Raw genomic sequence first — 15,910 nt, 5'->3', positions numbered from 1 at the left:
GAGATCGATCGTGCGGGTGGCGATCGAGCCCGTCAGGCGGCCGTTCTGATTGAAGATTTCACCGATGTTCATCGTCTTGACCTTTCGAATGTCGCTCGAAATCCATTTTCCGGCGACACCCTCCCCGGTCCTTCTCTCCTCTGTATCCCGCCCTCGCCCCGCGCGCCGCCCGCTCGCGGCCAGGCGCTCCCGTTCCCGCTGGCGCGACGCCGCCCCGCCTGCCCCACGCTCAACGCCGCGTCCCGCCCACAACTCTGCGTGACCACCGCGGAATGGCGCGGAGCCGGGATGGAAGGTGCGGGGCCGAAGATGGGTTGGGGAGCGAGGCTGGAGGCGCGGCGGTAGCCGCGCTGGCGCTACCGTCGCTGGAGTGCCTGTCGCGGGGCGCGTCGCAGGATCAGGCGGTTCCGGCCGGCGCTGCAGGTGTGACGGGAACCACCTGCACACACTGGTGCGTCCCCAGTATCGCGAGCAACTGGCTGATGGCGGCGGCCCGCGCGGCGGAATCCGGGAATATCTCGATGGTGTAGGCGCCGCGCCCGAACATATCGCCCTGATCTGCCGCCAGCGCGACATGATCGGCAGGCCAACGGCAGAGCAGAAGCCAGGGCCAGCCCGCGATGGTGGGATCGAAGAGCGCGAAGACGATATCGATGGTGGTGAGCGCGGACGCTCTGCGATCGAGCAGATCGGGCACGATCGGCGCGGGTCGATCTGCCTGGAGGAAGGCCTCGAACTCCTGCCGCTCTTCAATGGTCTCCAGGATTACGGGATAATAGCGCCCGAGTGGCAGGCTGGTAGACGCAAAGGCCAGGGGAACATCGATCAGCAGCACATCGGGCAGAGTCGCGATAGCCCGTGTATAAAGATGTCGGTTTATCGCGAGATCGTCAGAAAGACGCATCGGGGGATGGACAACTCATAACCAGCGGGAAAGCCTTAGCTGCATGCTCTTCACCCAGATCCGAAATCTCCCATGGCGTCGAAGCACAAGCTGAATTGAGGCGGGCCGACTTTCCGGTTCGACGTCGAATTCGCCGGCCTGGCGGGCGGACGTACCTCGACGGGTAGACGGCAGATCATCCTCGGTAAAAAGGCTGGCTTGCCGCGCGTCAGACATCAGGGGTCAATCCCATGTTCCAGCCCGTTCCCTCTATCAAGATATTGCAGTCGGCGCGTCCGGATACTGCAAGGCTAAGGGATAGAATGATTCAACGCAAATGACAGCCTTCACACCGATCATGCCAGGGACAAGGCATGGTGAATATCATTGAAATGCGCCGTTTCCCGCTCACCAGCGGTCGGGGCCGATACATCAGTCAGCCTCTCTGACCTCGTCCAGGTCGTTGGCAATATTTGAAGCGTATGCCAGCCCCGCGTTGAAGCGTTCGATCCATGTCTGGATATGTGATCGCTGCTCGATCGGGACGGCTGCTGCGGCCCGCTGGAACTCGAGAAGATCGAGGGGCGCGCTGGCAATGATCGAATCGATCTCGCTAGCATCGAGCAATCCCTCGTTGCGGATGAACGCGGTCATCGATCCGGGACGCTTTTTCGTCGATTTGCGCCACAGCCCTTCGACGGTTCGAAGCCGCGGTGCGGCGCGCGCTTCAAGCAGAACGATGAGGCGCAACTCCTCGCGCGTCAGCGCGCGGACCTCTGAAATCTGCATGGCCGCACAGAAAAAACATGAGCTTTTATAGAAACTTGGCAGGCCAGCATCCGCGATAATGCGCTCGCAATCCTCGCGTGTGAAGCCCCATTCCCGAAGCGGATATCTGTACTCATAGAGGTCCGAGATATGTCCTTCGCGATGGGCGTAGCGCTGATTGTCACGCGTTGAGCAGTCGTACCCGATCAAGCGAATAACCTTCTTGCCATTGGCCCAGGCATGCTGTGCCGGAGGCCAGGCCTTGACCCATTTATCCTGGGGCGAGATTTTATGACGGGCACTGCAGCTATGCTGGCCGAAGCTGATCGACGGCAATGTGCCATTCGTCAAACAGGCGTCGAGCAGCGAGGTGTAGGGCGGCCAATGTTTGAAGAACCGGGCCTGATATTCGACGATCTCGTTGGGAACACCATGATCGTCCATCCACTGACGGAAGACGGGAATGAGCCGTCGCGTATGGGGCTGCTCGGGCATCGCGGCTAGCAACGTCATGTCTGGGATTTCGCCCCGACGGATAAGTTCGATGATCATCGCGGTGGAATTGGTGCCCGCGCCCCATGCCGCGACGACGGGCGTACGTCCGTCCGCACTCATGCGACCATCGCCAGCCAGCGGTCCGGCCAGGCCGGCGGCCGCATCGTAACCTTGAATGCCTGCAGGGGCCGGGCGCCATGTACGACATAATGCGGCACGCCGGTCGCACGTCGCAGTTGCTGTGCCGTTCTGAGGGCGTGATCGAAGGAACATAAGCGGCCGCGACAAGGCGACAACCGGGCGGGCAGATCGGGCAGCGGCATCATGGCCTCCATGCGAGACAGGGTCAGGCGGCGAACGGAAGATCGGCATCGACCGCTGCAGCGGGCTCGAGCGCAAGCAGGCTCTGAAGCGTCACAGGCGCTCGCTTTGCCCGCCGGGTCCTGGGGCCTCGTGCGGGCCTCGCCGGATCGTTGAACCGGCAGCCGATACGCGCGGCGTGCTTGCCGATGACGGCAGGATCGCGGCCAAGCGCCTGGGCGACATCGACCATCGACACGCCATGGGTCCAGGCATTACGGATCGCCCTGTCCTCCGCAGGGATGAACGCGCGCATGAAGCCGTGCGTGAGGCCCATCCGATTGGCATGGTAGAGGACGGCGCGCACACCGCGACCCAGGTTTTCGGCAATTGCGCGTGTCGGCACCTTGCCGTAGTCCGCTCGCAGCCGGGCTTCTTCCTCGGCCGTCCAGACAGGACCCTGCCGGAAGCCATCCCGATGGACATGGGTGCCACGCAAACCCAGCGCTTCCGCCCGCCATCTGATCGAGTGCGAAGTGCGCCCAAGACGCTCGCGCAGCGGCGTCAGGCTCTTGCCGGTCGCATAGGCGTGGCGGAGGAACTCGTCTTCCTCGGCGATCCAGGGACGGCCCCAGCCCCTACCGTGACCCAGTTTGCGAAGGCGCTGCCCGAGACTGCGGCTGTTCCGGGACGGGAAACCTTCAGCCGTCAGAACCTGCGCGATGGCAACATAGCGTGCGCCGGTGGCCGCGAGTTCGAGTGCGCGAGTCATTTCCGCTTCGCTCCAGTCGCCCGGCTGGCAGGCATGGCGTAGTCCCAATGCCGAAGCGCGCGAAATGACGCCGGCAAAGGGACGGCCGATCAGGCTGGCAATCTGGGCGACGGGAACGCCCTTCTCGTACCCAGCGCGCAGTTGTGCGTCTTCCCAGCCACCGTAAGGCGGGGATCCGGGCTCGGACAGGTCGAGCAAGCGTGCGCGCGCATAAAGCGCACTCACGCCCCGCCCGAGCCGTGCCGCCAGCATCGCAGTCGGCTCTTGCGCGTAGCATCGCGTCAGTTCCTGGTCGTCCCAGCCGGTCCATGAGCGCCTCGAGTTCCGGCGCAGGCCAAGATCATGGATACGCGTGGCGACGCCTGCTCGGGGCCTGCCGAGCATGGCCGCGATCTCGTCGATCGTACGATCTTGGGCGAAGGCGTCGCGCAAGCGCGCTGTTTCATCGGGAAGCCACGCGTCGGCGCGAAACGCCACTTCGGCAAGTGGCGCTGCGTCGAGTGCCGTCGGGCGAGGAATGAAGGGAACGAGTTCGACAATATCCGCATCGAGATCGAAAGACGGCTGGGGCATGGCGATCTCCATTCACACAAGGCCAACGACGGGCGTATCGACGACGCGCAGCCGCAGCCGCGCCGACAGACGCGCAATCCGCGTGTTCCCGCGCGGCATGGTGTCGGACGCGCCGATGGCAGCGAGCAGGTCGAGCCCGGCGTCGATGTCGTTGGCCGGCAGCGCCAGATGACGGGCAAGATCGTCCGCGGTCGTGGCATTGGGTGCGATTTGCCCCAGGGCGCCGATAATGCGTGCGGCAGCCGGAGCGGCGGGGTCTATGAGGAAGGCGTCGAGCGCACGTTGGCCGCGCATGACCATCGTTTTCGCTCGTGCCGGTGCAACTTCGCGCAGGGCGTCGAGGTCTAGCAGGCTGCTGCTTTCGTCGGGGTCGAGATCGGCGGCGGCGACCAGATCGGGCGTTCGCCCGATATGCGGGGTGATGGTGGGATCTATCTTCGCCAGCACAGGCGTTGCCGCCAGCGCAGGACCGAAGGCGAAAAACTCGCCAGGTGGAAGCTGGCGCAGAAGCGCAGCCTGGTCGCTCCCGAAGCCGAGCAGATCGGCGGCGCGCGCGACATCACGGTCGAAGACGTTGAGGCCGATCAGGTGATTGTGCAATTCGGAGACGACGGAACTGGCGAGCTTGGCCAATCGCTGGGTGGCCACGATCGTGCCTATCCCGCGTTTGCGGCCCCGCGCGCACATGTCGGTGAGCGTGGCAACGCCGAGGCGGCGGGTCTCGGCATCGCGCGCAGAGGCGGCCATGTGCGGCGCGAGCAGATGCGCCTCGTCGATGCAGACCAGCACCGTGTTGCCCCAATGCTCGCGCGGCGCCGAAAGCAGCCCGGCGAAAAAGGCGGCGGACTTCTCGATACGATGGTCGGGCTCCAGGTCGGTGAGGTCGAGATGCAGCGCGATACGATGCTGGCGGGTCCGCAGTCCCACCGCGGTCAGGCCATCATTGGTATAGTCGCGGGCTATAACGGTGGTCGCGCCGATATGAGCCGCAAGGTTGGCAAACTCACCTTCCGGGTCGATGATGATCGTGGTGAGATAATCGAAGGCTTCCTCGACGATCCGGCGTAGCGTCTGGCTCTTGCCGGCGCCGGATGATCCCTGGATGAGGCAGCGCCCGGACATGAGCTTGCCGAGATCGAGTTCAAGCTGGCCGGTCGAGCAACGGCCAAGCGGGACGCGGGCGTCGCGCGTGAAATTGCTGGAGGCGACGTTCATCGGGCGTACTCCTTCACCGGCCGCCCAAGACGGCTATTCATGTGGAGTGTGGCGGGAACCATCATGGCGATCTCCTTCCGGGGCTGTCCGAATTGACCCTCGCTTCCATTCACCCCCTTCCCTCCGGTCGGATTGCATGGCGGACAGATTTACGTTCCGGTTTTCAGACGCACGTTGTTGCGGCAAAGAGACGGGCATGCCTGATTCTCCGGATTCGAAACTGAACCAACTGCTTCGTCGCTTGCCTGACTGGATACGCCGTGATCTCGCTTCCACAGACGCTTCACGCCGAACGCGTGCGGAAGACTCGCTGCACGCCATGCTGATGCCTCTGATCGCCGCCGAGCGCGCGGCGGGGAAAGACGCAGGTTGATGGCAGCAAGCGGGAAGGCCTCGCGCAGTTCCATCAAGCTGACGCTCGAAAATCTGGAGAGCCTGGGTGCGCCCCGGCTGGCGCGGCTGGTACTGAACCAGGCCGAGGCCGATCCGATCTTTGCGCGTGCCGCGCGCATGGAACTGGCGGCAAAGGATGACAGCGGCGCGCTGGCGCATGAGATTGAGAAGCGCTTGAAGACCATCCGTAGGTCGCGCAGTTTCATCGAATGGGACAAGGTGCGGCCGCTCGCCCAAGAACTTGACCAGTTGCGCGCCAGCATAACAGGGCCGCTTGCCGAAGCATCGGCGGCTCGGGCGATCGATCTCATGCGCCTGTTCCTCAGCCTTGCCGAGCCGGTGTTCGAACGCGCTGATGACAGCAGCGGTACTTTGGGCGTCGTGTTTCGGCAGGGCGGCGAAGATCTGGGAAAACTCTGGTGCCGCGCCGGAGCGCCGGAACCAGCAATCCTCGCTGATGATATTCTCACGCTGATCGAGAGCGACGGCTATGGCGTGTTCGATGAGTTGCCTGACGCCGCCTCCCCTGCGCTGGGCAAGGAAGGCCGGGCGGCATTGCGACAGCTGCTATTGGACCGTCAGGAGACGCTGACGGGAACAGAACGGCGCAGCTTCGACTATAAGGCCGGTTGGCTCCTGCCCAAACTCGCCGACCTCGATGACGATGTCGATGCCTATATCGCCACGGTCGATCCCGAGCGGCGTAACGCGCTGCTCAATGCGAAGGTCGCTGAGCGGCTGATCGCGCATGGACGCGCCGAGGAAGCGCTCGGCTGGATCGACGCACCGACCGAGCGCGGGCATAACGAGCGTGAGCTTTCCGACCTCAGGCTACGTGCGTTCATCGCCCTGGGCCGCAGGGAAGACGCGCAGGCGCAGCGCAAGGCGATTTTCGATCGCTGGCTGGATGTGACAGCGCTGCGCGACTGGCTGAAGTACTTGCCCGATTTCGAGGATCTCGACGCGGAGCAGCAGGCGCTCGATCAGGCGATAGCGTTCGATCCCAGCGTTAGCGCGCTCGCATTTCTGGTCGAATGGCCGGATCTGGAACGCGCCGGCCAACTGGTCCGGGATCGGATCGATCGGCTGGATGGGCGTGCCTATGACGTCCTGCGGCCCTGCGCCGAGGCCCTGTCGTCGAGCGATCCGGTCGCCGCCACCCTTCTCTACCGCCGCCTGGTCACTGGCGTGCTCGATCGCGGCGCCTCGAAATATTACGCCTATGCCGTGCGGGATTTCCTGTCCGCAGGCAAACTTGCTGACCGCGTCGATGGCACAGCGGAGATCATGTGCCATGCCGACTGGCTCGATCATCTGCGCAAGAGCCATGGGCGCAAAATGGGCTTTTGGAGCCAGATTCCAGCCTGAGGGATGATACCCGGCCAGTTCTACCAGTCGTGGACCGGTAGGTCATCCAGGCTGACCGCGTCGCAATCGAGCAGGACGAAACGGAAACCCCGATCGCGGCCAAAAGCGATCAGGCGCAGCAGGTCCTCCGGCAATTGCGCGCGGCGTTCCTTAGCCAGTTCGCGTGTCGGCACGAACCAGCCATAGACCGAGGCTGCGATATCGATCGGACGCTCGCTTGGCGGCCAGGACGCCCATTTGTCGAGGCGGTCCGCGGTCTGAAAGGTCAGATGGGCGGTCGAAAGGACGCAATAGGTTCCGGTTTCGGGGAGTTGCGGAATGCGATGGGGGATTATCGGCGGTTTCAACATCACGCGATCGGTTGAACAGCTCTCGTGGGGATGATCGTCGAAATAGGCCTCGATGATATCCCTGTCTGAAAGACTATGCGGATCCCTGCCGTCGCCGATCTCCCTCCACCATTCACGGCAATAGGCAGCGACCTGTGCGTCAAGCGCATTCGCGTCGAGAGCGACATGCAGGTTCGTGCCGTGCCTGTGTTCGATGACCGCGACATGGACATCGATCGGCCAGGGCAAGGGCGAGGATGACAGCCATTTCTCGGCGTGGGCAATGTCCCGGATCAGCGCATTGGAGCCGTCGGCGGTGAGACCGGCCGGCGTCTCCAGGGCAGCCCGCGCACGTTCCAACAGCGCGAGATGTTCGGGCCGACCGATGGGTACAGGGGCCTTTACGGATGCCCCCTTGCGGGCGGCCCCGGAGACGTCCCGGTGGGCGCTATCGGTTCGGATGGCAGGATGGCGCGGATCCGACCAGTCGATCATGTCGACGATCCACCGCGGCACGAAATTCCAGTCGAAGGAGAAGGGATATCTCTCCTGAGCCTTGTACCAGGCGGCATCGACCGGATCTATCCAGCCTACGACAATCAGGCGCAGTCCAGACGTGCCAAGGGTGTCGAAGGTTTTGCGGATCGCCAGCGCTCGTTCGATCGCATGAGGTTCGGCATCGGGCCGGTCGCGCAACTCAAGGACCGCTTCCCACAAACAAGCAGCCGCTTCGAGATGGGATAGCGTGTAATGGTCCATGGATAGGGTCCCTGTGTTAGGCCGCACGGCGATCGGCACCTAGGTGGAGACCGAGGTCGGGAGGCATCAGCACGTCGATGCGGGGAGCGATGGCATCGAAGGCCGCGTTGAGATCGATGGTCGCGAACCGATGAACGGCACTTCCCGGATCATGATCGAGAAGAAGGGCGAGCGGTGCCAGGTGGGTCATCATCTCGGGAAATACCGAGCGCAGGATTATGCCTTCGACGCGCCTGCCGACGAGGTTGAGCCGGGCGGCAAGACCGCAGGGGACGGCAAGGTTCCGCTCGAACCAGCGATCGGGCGCCATCGTGTCGGCGATCCGGGTACAGGGCAGACGAGTGGTCGGGGTCTGGACCTGCAGGATGGCGACACGATGCCGGCGCGCGGGATTGACCTCATCCAGCGGGACCAGTGCGCGATAACAATAACGGGGAGCCGATCCGGTTATACGCGTCCGTGAAGCGATGATGTCCATCGGAGAATCTCCTGTGGTGAGGGAATGGCGGCATTCTGCCGCCCGGCTTCCTCACCAATTCCCCCTCTCCTTTTGCGACCATGTCCCTGCGAGGTCCCACCCTCTGACGGGCGCGGGCCCAACGCGGTGCCGGATGGCTAGAGACCGGAAGGCCGGATAGCCGGGATCATGGGGCGGATGTCGCGCTCCAATTGTCGTAATGAGGCTTGTCGCCAGGGTGCCACGGTCCTGCGCGCCAGATCCTGCCGTTATAGCTGATTCGGGCTACGACCCTGTCGCCGATGGCGAGCTCGCCCTCGGGGAATTCGCTGGCGCCCAGACCGCTGTGATCGCGCCGACCGCAATAGCAGTGCGAGGCGTCGGCCCAATCGCGTGCCGCAATATCGGGAAATCCCGGCTGGCGCACTACCAGCGGCATCCTGCCGCGATCACTGCCTGCTCTACCAAGGGCGCGCAGGATGTGGCCCGCATAGGTAGCAACCGATGCCCAGTAGGCAGCCGTGAATGCCTTGCGCCGATCCCAGCTTTGCCGGGACTTCGACCGTGCGTCCTGCCGAAGATCACGAAGCAGCCATGCAAGGACTGTCCGTATATCGGGATCAATAGCAGCGAGAACACGGGCAGCTGGAAGGGCCAGGACAGGATTGCGGACTTCGGCCCGGGTCGATCTGGGCGCGTGCCGTTCATTCCCGGCCGGATCAGTGGTCATCGTCCGTCGGTCCGGATAGAAGGATGACTGCGATCGACGGTTTGCTCGTCAGCTCTTCGGAGCGACTGTCGTAGGCGCGTGTGTCGCCATGGCCGATCGTGAAGATATCGAAGACGGGTGTCGGCTCGCCGCGCGCATCGGGCACGGTGGCGGCTGCATCATGATATTGGATATCGACGAAGCGAGCCGGCCCGCCCGTGACATAGGGCCCGAAATAGAAGGTTATGCGCCTTCCTTCGCTGGTTCTAGCCGAAAGGGTGAACCCGCCGTCAGGGATGTCTATGGGCAAGGTCGGAACGGCGTTGAAGGCCGCGAAACCGATCGCCTGCGCGTCGCCGGCGGTCATGACAGGCAAAGAGGTGATGTCGTTCATCTGAGTTTCCATTGTGATCGGATGCAAGGGTCAGGAGATGTCAGGCGGCTATCGCGTGATGCTGCGGGATGGCGGCTGCGAACCGACGCAGCATGATGGTCATGGCCTTTCGCAAATGAGCCTTGTTGGTGATGACCGTCTCGGGAACCAGCGGTTCGCCCTGCGGTGTCATGAAGCCCAATGCGGGGGTTCCGTTACGCAGTTCCACAACGATTCGGTGCCCGCGAGGCTCGGCTGGTCCTGCAGAGCGCGTCACGAACTCGCCAAGGCGCCCCGAGAGGCCCTGAGCGATTTTGGTCCAGCGGATATGCCCGCTGGCCATCATCTCACCGTCGCCCAATCCACGATCGAGCCAGGCGCGGAACTGCACACGCTGCTGGATCGGCGAATTGCGCGTGCGCTCCATCGTTCGGCAGAGTGGCAGCAGGCTGGCATGGCCATCGATCCAGGCAAGATCATCGCCTTCTGCCATCACCAGCAAATCGTCAGGCTCGACCCCGGCAAGCAGAGCGCGCAACTGATCGGAGGGTTTCGCAATCTCGGCGGAAAGACCCGCTTGCCATAGATGGAAGCCACGCGCAGCAGCGGCGATGATGATCTTTCCCGCCTGATGCCCATCCTGCGCCTGCAGCATTTCCATCAAACCCCTGGAGGCATCGGATGCGATGGTCGCGCCGATGATCAAAATGCGCTTCGACCAACGGCTGGGGCGCGGTCCGTCCGTCGGGAGCGGCCAACTGCTGGGAAGGGGTCTTGAAAGCGCGGGATGTAGAGGAAACGCCAATTGTTCTGCCTTACGCGCGGCGGCAGCGTAGGCGCGCCTCGCCGCATCGAACAGATCATCGAAACAGCCACCGCCGTCACGGAAACCCTGAGCATAGGCGGGCGATATCTCACCTTGTCGAGTGGAAAAATCCCGAGGCGGCCAGCCTGCATGTGCTGCATACCAACCGTTTGCGTAACGGACGGCGGCGTTCCAATCATAGCCGTGTAGATCGCGCCCGTTCAGAATTGCCTGGTCACATGGCTGTTCGCTGCCTTTGGCGACACGGTTCTCGATACAGGCAAAGTTTGCCCGCTGTCTGTCGCGCTCGGCTTCCTTGCGGATCGTGTCGTTGAACGGACGCAGCGCCGCAACCCGCGCCCGGCTCCGCGCCATGCGTTCGTCAAGCGGCGCATGGGACGGCAGGTCCGGATAATCCGTCCATACCGACGCCAGTATCTGGGCATGATCTGCACGGCGGCCATGTGCGATCCAGCAAGCCGCGTCTGCGGGGTCAAAGGCACCAACGTCGGCCGTCACAACACAAGGCCCGGCGGAAACGGCGCGGTGCATTCTCCGGTCGATAGCTGCGGGCTGCAAGACCGACTATGCCGACGGTGGTGGTACGGAGTGAGCATAAGGGCGATCTCCCTGGGATCACCCCCTATCTTCCCCCTTCTCCTTCGTGTCCGCTCGCGAGGCGAAGCTTGTCGGCAGAGCGTGATCCGGCCCTTCACGGCATGATCGCGCTCGACCGTAAATCAGCTCGGTCGTAGTTGACCGGATAGTGGTAGAGTTAACCCACGCCGGTTACGCTTGCGGCTCGAGCCAGTTCTCGATCTCGAGGCCCCGGATACGCCGGAATTCATCGACATTGGCGGTAACCAGTACAGCGCTGACGGCATAGGCATGCGCGGCGATGAGCAGGTCGTTTGGGCCGATGGGCCGGCCCGCCGCCTCCAGTTCGGCACGAATGCCGCCATATTCGGCATCGGCGGGAACATCGAACGGCAGAATTTCAATACCGGCGAGGATCGCCTCGACCTGTGCGAGAAGTCGTACCGACCCCTTTTTGGCGCAGCCATAGCGTAACTCGGCCGCCGTGATGACGCTGATGCACAGACGGTCGCTACCGATCTTGACGATCTTCTCGAATACTTGGCCTTGCGGGTTGCGAACGAGGTCCGATACGATGTTCGTGTCGAGCATATAGCGTGTGCTCACAAATCGACATCCTTAAGCGGCAGCAGCGTCGCGTCTATATCCTCGGGAAAATCATCTTCTGGCCCGAGCGGCGCGAGTGCCTTGAGGATATCGACCAGATTGGCTCTGGGTTCAGGTTCGATGATGAGCTTGTCGCCTTCCTTGTGGATGAGAACCCGGCTCCCGGAAAACTCGAACTCCGCCGGGATGCGTACGGCCTGACTGCGGTTGTTGCGAAACAGCTTCGCCTCGCGAACGACACTGGTGGAAATGGGTTGAGCCATCGGGCGCGCCTCCTTGCATATGCCATGTATATACCAAAAGCTGTCACCGGCTACAATGACCTATGATGCGGCGCGACTTATGGACGCGAGCGGGCGTCATTTAGTGCCGACGCAACCTACGACGCCATACGTCATCGGGATGGCGACGGTTTGGCCGCTGCCAAGATTGATGAAGGCGCCCGCATGTCCGATCGACCCGCGCCCTAGAAGATCGAACAGCAGGGCAAGCGCGTGGCTTGCCAGGACACGATTGATGAAAAGCGATTGGCGTTCGAGGGCCTCGGCGACCGAACAGGATGGGGCATCGTCTTCGGCAACAGCCTCGTCCGCCAGTTCAGGAAAGGTTTCGAGTACGGTGGGAAGTCGGCCAGAACGTTTGTCAGTCGAGCGATCAGGACAACCGATCAGATACTGCCCGTCGCTCGCGCGGTTGCCGAGGTCCATCCAGTAAGTGGGCGCTCGATTTCCATTGTGCAGCGCCACCCCCAGCGCGCGGCGCGCTGATGCGGTATCGACGCAGGTGATGAGGATATCGGTGCCTTCGATCCCGATCGCGTCAGGTGCGCGACCGTGCACCGCCTTCCAGGCAAGCCCATGCGCGAGGTTGATGCGTTCGGTCAGCGTGCGGGCCTTCGAGTTGCCGATGTCACAACGATAGAAGGGCTGCCGACCGAGGTTCGCCTCGGTCACGATATCGTCGTCGACGACGGTGACGTCGAGCGACCGGGTCGAGATCGCGCGGAGCGCGGTGTCGAGCGAGGCGAGTCCCATGAGCATCTGGGCGCCGTTTCCGCCGCAGCCCACCAGCAGGACACGGATGGCCCGATTGTCGAAGTCAGCGGGTAGATAGTGACGATGGCAGATATCAGCTTTCATGACGATCTCCGGCGAAAGGACTGCGCGGCAGCGGCAGGAACATCCCCCCTGCGCAAAGACGCGAGGCCGCGAGGGGACTACTGGCGTGATCAAGTCGACCGAAGACAAGCGAGATTTTGGTCGAATGTGCATCGTCGACGTCGTCGGTGGCGCTGAAGAAGGCCGGTCCTGCCGCGTGACTATGAATATCACAGATCAGGTACCAGTCGGGTCGCAGGATCGGCGGGTGATAGACGAGACGTGAGGGCGTCGCCTCGTCGATTATCGGGAACTCGACTGAGAACTCCCGCGTGACCGCGTTCCAGAAGATAAACGCCGCGGACTCATTGGGTAACGCCCCACGTAGATGTTCCAATATGCGCTTGAGCAGTTCACCGGGAATCAGTCCGCACCGCAGGTCGGCCCTCGGTGTGCCGGCGCTGCCATAAGGGAGGTAGGCCGAGATTGGCGGCGTGACCCACGCATCGAGCGCGAGCCATGGACGGCGCAAGATCAGCATGACGCCATCATGGCCGACGGCTAGCCCTTGACCGGCACGCGCTGTCCGAAGCGCTTCGATAGCCGGCGAGCGGCCTTGCGACGGGACGGGATAGCAGGGCATCGCGGCGAGCAGCGCCGCCGCGGTCGGATCGTCGGCGAGCATGGTCATCGCCGGTTCCAGCGGGCGATCAAGGCTCCGACGGTTACAGGGTCTGGCGCGGTGCGCCGTGCGTTTGGTCCTGGCTGGCGGCGCCCGGCGAAACTGAGAGGCTTGAGACGGCTGGCCGGGAAGCGCTTCGCGCCGCGCGCGGCGAGATCGTCCCAGAGCCGGATGAGCCCACCCTTGCCGGTAATGGTGCGTTCCTGCCCGGGATTAGGGTGCGTTGACCAGCTTTCGAACACAGCGCCCTCATAGTCCGGAATCGACGCGATGGTGAGAGATCCGGGTTTGGGGATATTGCCCCAGCATAGCTGCCCGCCGACGAAGACATTGAGGATGGGCGAGTGCAATAACCGCGTCTCGCCCGTAGGGCGTTCATTCGTCGGCAGGGCGTAGACGCCGAGGCCCGATCGGGTCGCGACAAACAGATGCGCGGGATAGGGCACCGCCGCGATGATCTTTTCGTGCAGGATGCGAAGCCCGTCCGGCGGAGACGACAGCGCGAACCAGGCTGGACGCACCTGCGCGGGAACCCACCAGGCGAGCATATCGGCGTGGGCGACCAGTATATTCGCAGGCAGAAGTTCGGGCGCCACGCTCCGTCCAAGCGCCTCCGTCCATCGCCGCAAATGGGCGCGGGTGAGCGGCACGCCGGCCGCGATCGTCGGATGGTCTTCGTTGGTCTGCTCGACCGCATGGATGCTGGCAAAGGCGCAAGCGTCCTGTGTCGACGCGCCATAGGCATGTGGGTTTCGGGATCCTTCGGTCCGGTAGAGCAGGATGGCGTTCGTCAGGATCATGCCGCCGCTCGTCGCTTCGAAATGGGTGCTGTGGTCAGGCATAATGCGCCTCACAATGTGGTTGGATCGAGCCGGATCAGGTCCTGGGCGGCAGCGAGGAACTGCGCTCCCAGCCGCAGAGAGGTGAACCAGTCGTCGATGCGATCGGTGGCCGGCAGTGGAGAGATCCCGGCGATGTCCATGAAGCCCATCTCCATGCCGTTACGGGCGATGTCGTCGAGTTCACGGGCGAATTGCTCGAAGGGCACGAGCGTCAACGGCGGTAGGGAAGAACATTCCTCATAGCCCGAGATGTAATCCTGGATGATCTCGAAATCGCAGTTCCAGGCATTGCGTGCGCTCTCAAGACCCTCGAGCGCCTTGGATGTCCGTTCGAGTGCGTTCAGCCTGCGGCGTAGCGCGGCCGGCAGTCGCTTCGATGGCGCCGCATTGGCTGCTATCATCCACGCAGGCCGCCGAGCGTTCATCTCCGAGGGCAGCACCATATTCTCAAGTTCGTCGGCATCTGCGCCGTGATAAGCGATCAGAGACTGCCGGGCAGCGTCGTCTTCGGTTTCGCCATCCCAATAGTACATTGCGATCTCGTCGAAGAGGAACTGGTAGCCGTAGATGGGCAATACTCGGCCAAGGTTCCGTTCCAGCGCCCGATAAGCAGCGGCGCGCCAGGCAACAGGCGCATCGCCGGTTTCGATCCAGCCGAGATCGATCTGCCCCAGGCTCTCACAGATAATGGCAATCGCGGGTGGGCCGTCCTGCTCGCCGCCTTGAAGGACGACGACGCGCAGATCGACCAGATCAACGGAATTGAGGACGTCGAGCACTGTAGCGTCGAAGACCCGCTCGATATGCCGGCCCGCGGCCGGGCGGGTGAGCGTCCGCATCGTTTTTTCGAGCGACAGAGCCCACCGGCCGACCAGTTTGTGATGGGGACCAAGCGGCTGGTCGAAGAGAACGGGAACGTCAGTAGAGAGCACGACCGACGTGCCGGCGAGGTCAGCCGAGCGGCGGCAGACGCAGAGCGGATGGGGGTTGGAGGGGCTCGCGGACTTCGCCCGGACCGCTATCCGGGGGGAGCGCGATCTTGGCGTGGAGGGTCCGGCTCGCGGCGCTGCACGCAGGCCGGGTAAAGCTGGGCGTGTCGCCATCGTCAGCCTCGATCCATTGGCACAATGTCCTGCGCTGTGTGGGCGGAATGGGGGTTCCGGCACGCCGCGCCATGGTCAGCCCTTGGTGCCGACGGCACGGCGATATTCGGTGATATGGGCGCCGCCTATGACACCGGCATCGACCATTTCGGCATTGAGGATCGCGGGATAGAGCGTGGCATGATAGGCCCGCAGGGCATCGCGGTCGTCGGCGAGATGCGGCGGCACCGGAAGGTCGATGCCGTCATATCGATAGGTCCGGGTGAGATGATGGATCTGCATGGCAAGCCTCGTTGGCAATGGTGGTCGGATCGTTCGGGCGGCTATCTCACCAGAGACTGGCGGGTTCACCCGGCGTGGCGTCAGCCGGCGGACTCGATACCGAAGCCTTCACAGGCGCGGTCGGCGCCGCCGGCTTGACTGCAGCGGTGTTCGCCTTCGCGGCTTGCGCAGCGGCGGTCCGCGCAAGCTCGGCCGCCTGGCGTTGCTCGGCGATCTGGTCGGCGAGTGTTTTGCGCGAGGCGATGAGCTGCCCCAATGCGCCGTCGATTCCCCGGCCGAGTTCCGCATCGATTTCTGCGGCGCTCGCCGTGATGGAGATCGGGCGGGCTTCGCCATTTGCGAGAGTATGGGCCGCTTCTGCCGCCTTGCGGGGCACAATGGTCAGGGTGACGGTGTCGTCGGGGCCGGCGACAAGGTCGAAGCCGAGCGAATAGTTGGTCAGCAGCGGAAGCAGGCTGGTAATCAGCATGGTAACTGTCCTTCTGGTGAATGATGCAAAAGC

Annotated in this window: 20 protein-coding genes and 1 pseudogene; 2 read left to right on the top strand and 19 right to left on the bottom strand. The window is 63.3% G+C overall.

Features of this window, described 5'->3' with window-relative positions:
• The 5 genes and pseudogenes from WA070_RS03255 to WA070_RS03235 form a co-directional block, all read right to left on the bottom strand.
• Positions 1-252, bottom strand: a pseudogene (locus tag WA070_RS03255) (hypothetical protein); the annotation flags it as partial.
• A 145-nt stretch (positions 253-397) separates the two neighbouring features.
• The gene (locus WA070_RS03250) at positions 398-835 is read right to left on the bottom strand and encodes a hypothetical protein (RefSeq protein ID WP_422632734.1); all 438 of its coding nucleotides are present in this window, start codon (positions 833-835) and stop codon (positions 398-400) included.
• Between the two features lie 480 nt (positions 836-1,315).
• Positions 1,316-2,266 (bottom strand): hypothetical protein, encoded by a 951-nt coding sequence (locus WA070_RS03245; protein WP_422632733.1) that lies wholly within the window; start codon positions 2,264-2,266, stop codon positions 1,316-1,318.
• 226 nt (positions 2,267-2,492) lie between these two features.
• Positions 2,493-3,791 carry a hypothetical protein gene (locus WA070_RS03240; RefSeq protein WP_422632732.1) on the bottom strand — a complete coding sequence of 433 codons (1,299 nt, stop codon included), beginning with the start codon at positions 3,789-3,791 and terminating at the stop codon, positions 2,493-2,495.
• 12 nt (positions 3,792-3,803) lie between these two features.
• Entirely contained in the window at positions 3,804-5,006 is a 1,203-nt protein-coding gene (locus tag WA070_RS03235) for an ATP-binding protein (RefSeq protein WP_422632731.1), read from the bottom strand.
• 196 nt (positions 5,007-5,202) lie between these two features.
• Here WA070_RS03235 and WA070_RS03230 point away from each other — a divergent pair, with 196 nt between their 5' ends.
• Positions 5,203-5,379, top strand: a complete 177-nt coding sequence (locus WA070_RS03230) for a hypothetical protein (RefSeq protein ID WP_422632730.1) — start codon at positions 5,203-5,205, stop codon at positions 5,377-5,379.
• The gene (locus tag WA070_RS03225; RefSeq protein ID WP_422632729.1) at positions 5,379-6,767 is read left to right on the top strand and encodes a DUF6880 family protein; all 1,389 of its coding nucleotides are present in this window, start codon (positions 5,379-5,381) and stop codon (positions 6,765-6,767) included. Before WA070_RS03230 ends, WA070_RS03225 begins: the two co-directional genes overlap by 1 nt.
• A 20-nt stretch (positions 6,768-6,787) precedes the next feature.
• On the opposite strand, the gene WA070_RS03220 is transcribed toward WA070_RS03225, so the two are convergent.
• From WA070_RS03220 to WA070_RS03155, 14 genes are all read right to left on the bottom strand, one after another.
• Entirely contained in the window at positions 6,788-7,855 is a 1,068-nt protein-coding gene (locus WA070_RS03220) for a hypothetical protein (protein ID WP_422632728.1), read from the bottom strand.
• Between the two features lie 16 nt (positions 7,856-7,871).
• Entirely contained in the window at positions 7,872-8,333 is a 462-nt protein-coding gene (locus tag WA070_RS03215; RefSeq protein WP_066768561.1) for a hypothetical protein, read from the bottom strand.
• Between the two features lie 166 nt (positions 8,334-8,499).
• On the bottom strand, positions 8,500-9,042 hold the full coding sequence (locus WA070_RS03210; protein WP_422632727.1) for a hypothetical protein: 543 nt from the start codon (positions 9,040-9,042) through the stop codon (positions 8,500-8,502).
• Entirely contained in the window at positions 9,032-9,415 is a 384-nt protein-coding gene (locus WA070_RS03205) for a hypothetical protein (RefSeq protein WP_422632726.1), read from the bottom strand. Before WA070_RS03205 ends, WA070_RS03210 begins: the two co-directional genes overlap by 11 nt.
• Before the next feature lie 40 nt (positions 9,416-9,455).
• A complete protein-coding gene (locus tag WA070_RS03200; protein ID WP_066768555.1) occupies positions 9,456-10,751 on the bottom strand; it encodes a hypothetical protein in 1,296 nt (431 codons plus the stop codon).
• Between the two features lie 237 nt (positions 10,752-10,988).
• Entirely contained in the window at positions 10,989-11,402 is a 414-nt protein-coding gene (locus WA070_RS03195; protein ID WP_422632725.1) for a type II toxin-antitoxin system VapC family toxin, read from the bottom strand.
• Positions 11,399-11,665, bottom strand: a complete 267-nt coding sequence (locus WA070_RS03190) for an antitoxin (RefSeq protein WP_422632724.1) — start codon at positions 11,663-11,665, stop codon at positions 11,399-11,401. The genes WA070_RS03195 and WA070_RS03190 overlap by 4 nt, the downstream gene beginning before the upstream one ends.
• 96 nt (positions 11,666-11,761) lie before the next feature.
• A complete protein-coding gene (locus WA070_RS03185; RefSeq protein ID WP_422632723.1) occupies positions 11,762-12,541 on the bottom strand; it encodes a PRTRC system ThiF family protein in 780 nt (259 codons plus the stop codon).
• Positions 12,531-13,190 (bottom strand): PRTRC system protein A, encoded by a 660-nt coding sequence (locus WA070_RS03180; protein WP_422632722.1) that lies wholly within the window; start codon positions 13,188-13,190, stop codon positions 12,531-12,533. The genes WA070_RS03185 and WA070_RS03180 overlap by 11 nt, the downstream gene beginning before the upstream one ends.
• On the bottom strand, positions 13,187-14,023 hold the full coding sequence (locus tag WA070_RS03175) for a PRTRC system protein B (RefSeq protein WP_422632721.1): 837 nt from the start codon (positions 14,021-14,023) through the stop codon (positions 13,187-13,189). The genes WA070_RS03180 and WA070_RS03175 overlap by 4 nt, the downstream gene beginning before the upstream one ends.
• An 8-nt stretch (positions 14,024-14,031) precedes the next feature.
• Complete coding sequence (locus tag WA070_RS03170; RefSeq protein WP_422632720.1) at positions 14,032-14,862, bottom strand: hypothetical protein; 831 nt, start codon at positions 14,860-14,862, stop codon at positions 14,032-14,034.
• A 112-nt stretch (positions 14,863-14,974) separates the two neighbouring features.
• Positions 14,975-15,199, bottom strand: coding sequence for a hypothetical protein (locus tag WA070_RS03165; protein WP_422632719.1), 225 nt, complete (start codon positions 15,197-15,199; stop codon positions 14,975-14,977).
• Between the two features lie 2 nt (positions 15,200-15,201).
• Positions 15,202-15,408: a PRTRC system protein C gene (locus tag WA070_RS03160; protein ID WP_422632718.1), complete on the bottom strand. Its 207-nt coding sequence runs from the start codon at positions 15,406-15,408 to the stop codon at positions 15,202-15,204.
• 46 nt (positions 15,409-15,454) lie between these two features.
• Positions 15,455-15,877 (bottom strand): PRTRC system protein E, encoded by a 423-nt coding sequence (locus WA070_RS03155; RefSeq protein WP_422632717.1) that lies wholly within the window; start codon positions 15,875-15,877, stop codon positions 15,455-15,457.
• Positions 15,878-15,910 lie beyond the last annotated feature (33 nt).

This window comes from Sphingobium sp., assembly GCF_049304695.1.
In the GTDB taxonomy this organism is placed as follows: domain Bacteria; phylum Pseudomonadota; class Alphaproteobacteria; order Sphingomonadales; family Sphingomonadaceae; genus Sphingobium.
This window is presented reverse-complemented; position numbering and strand designations above follow the sequence as displayed.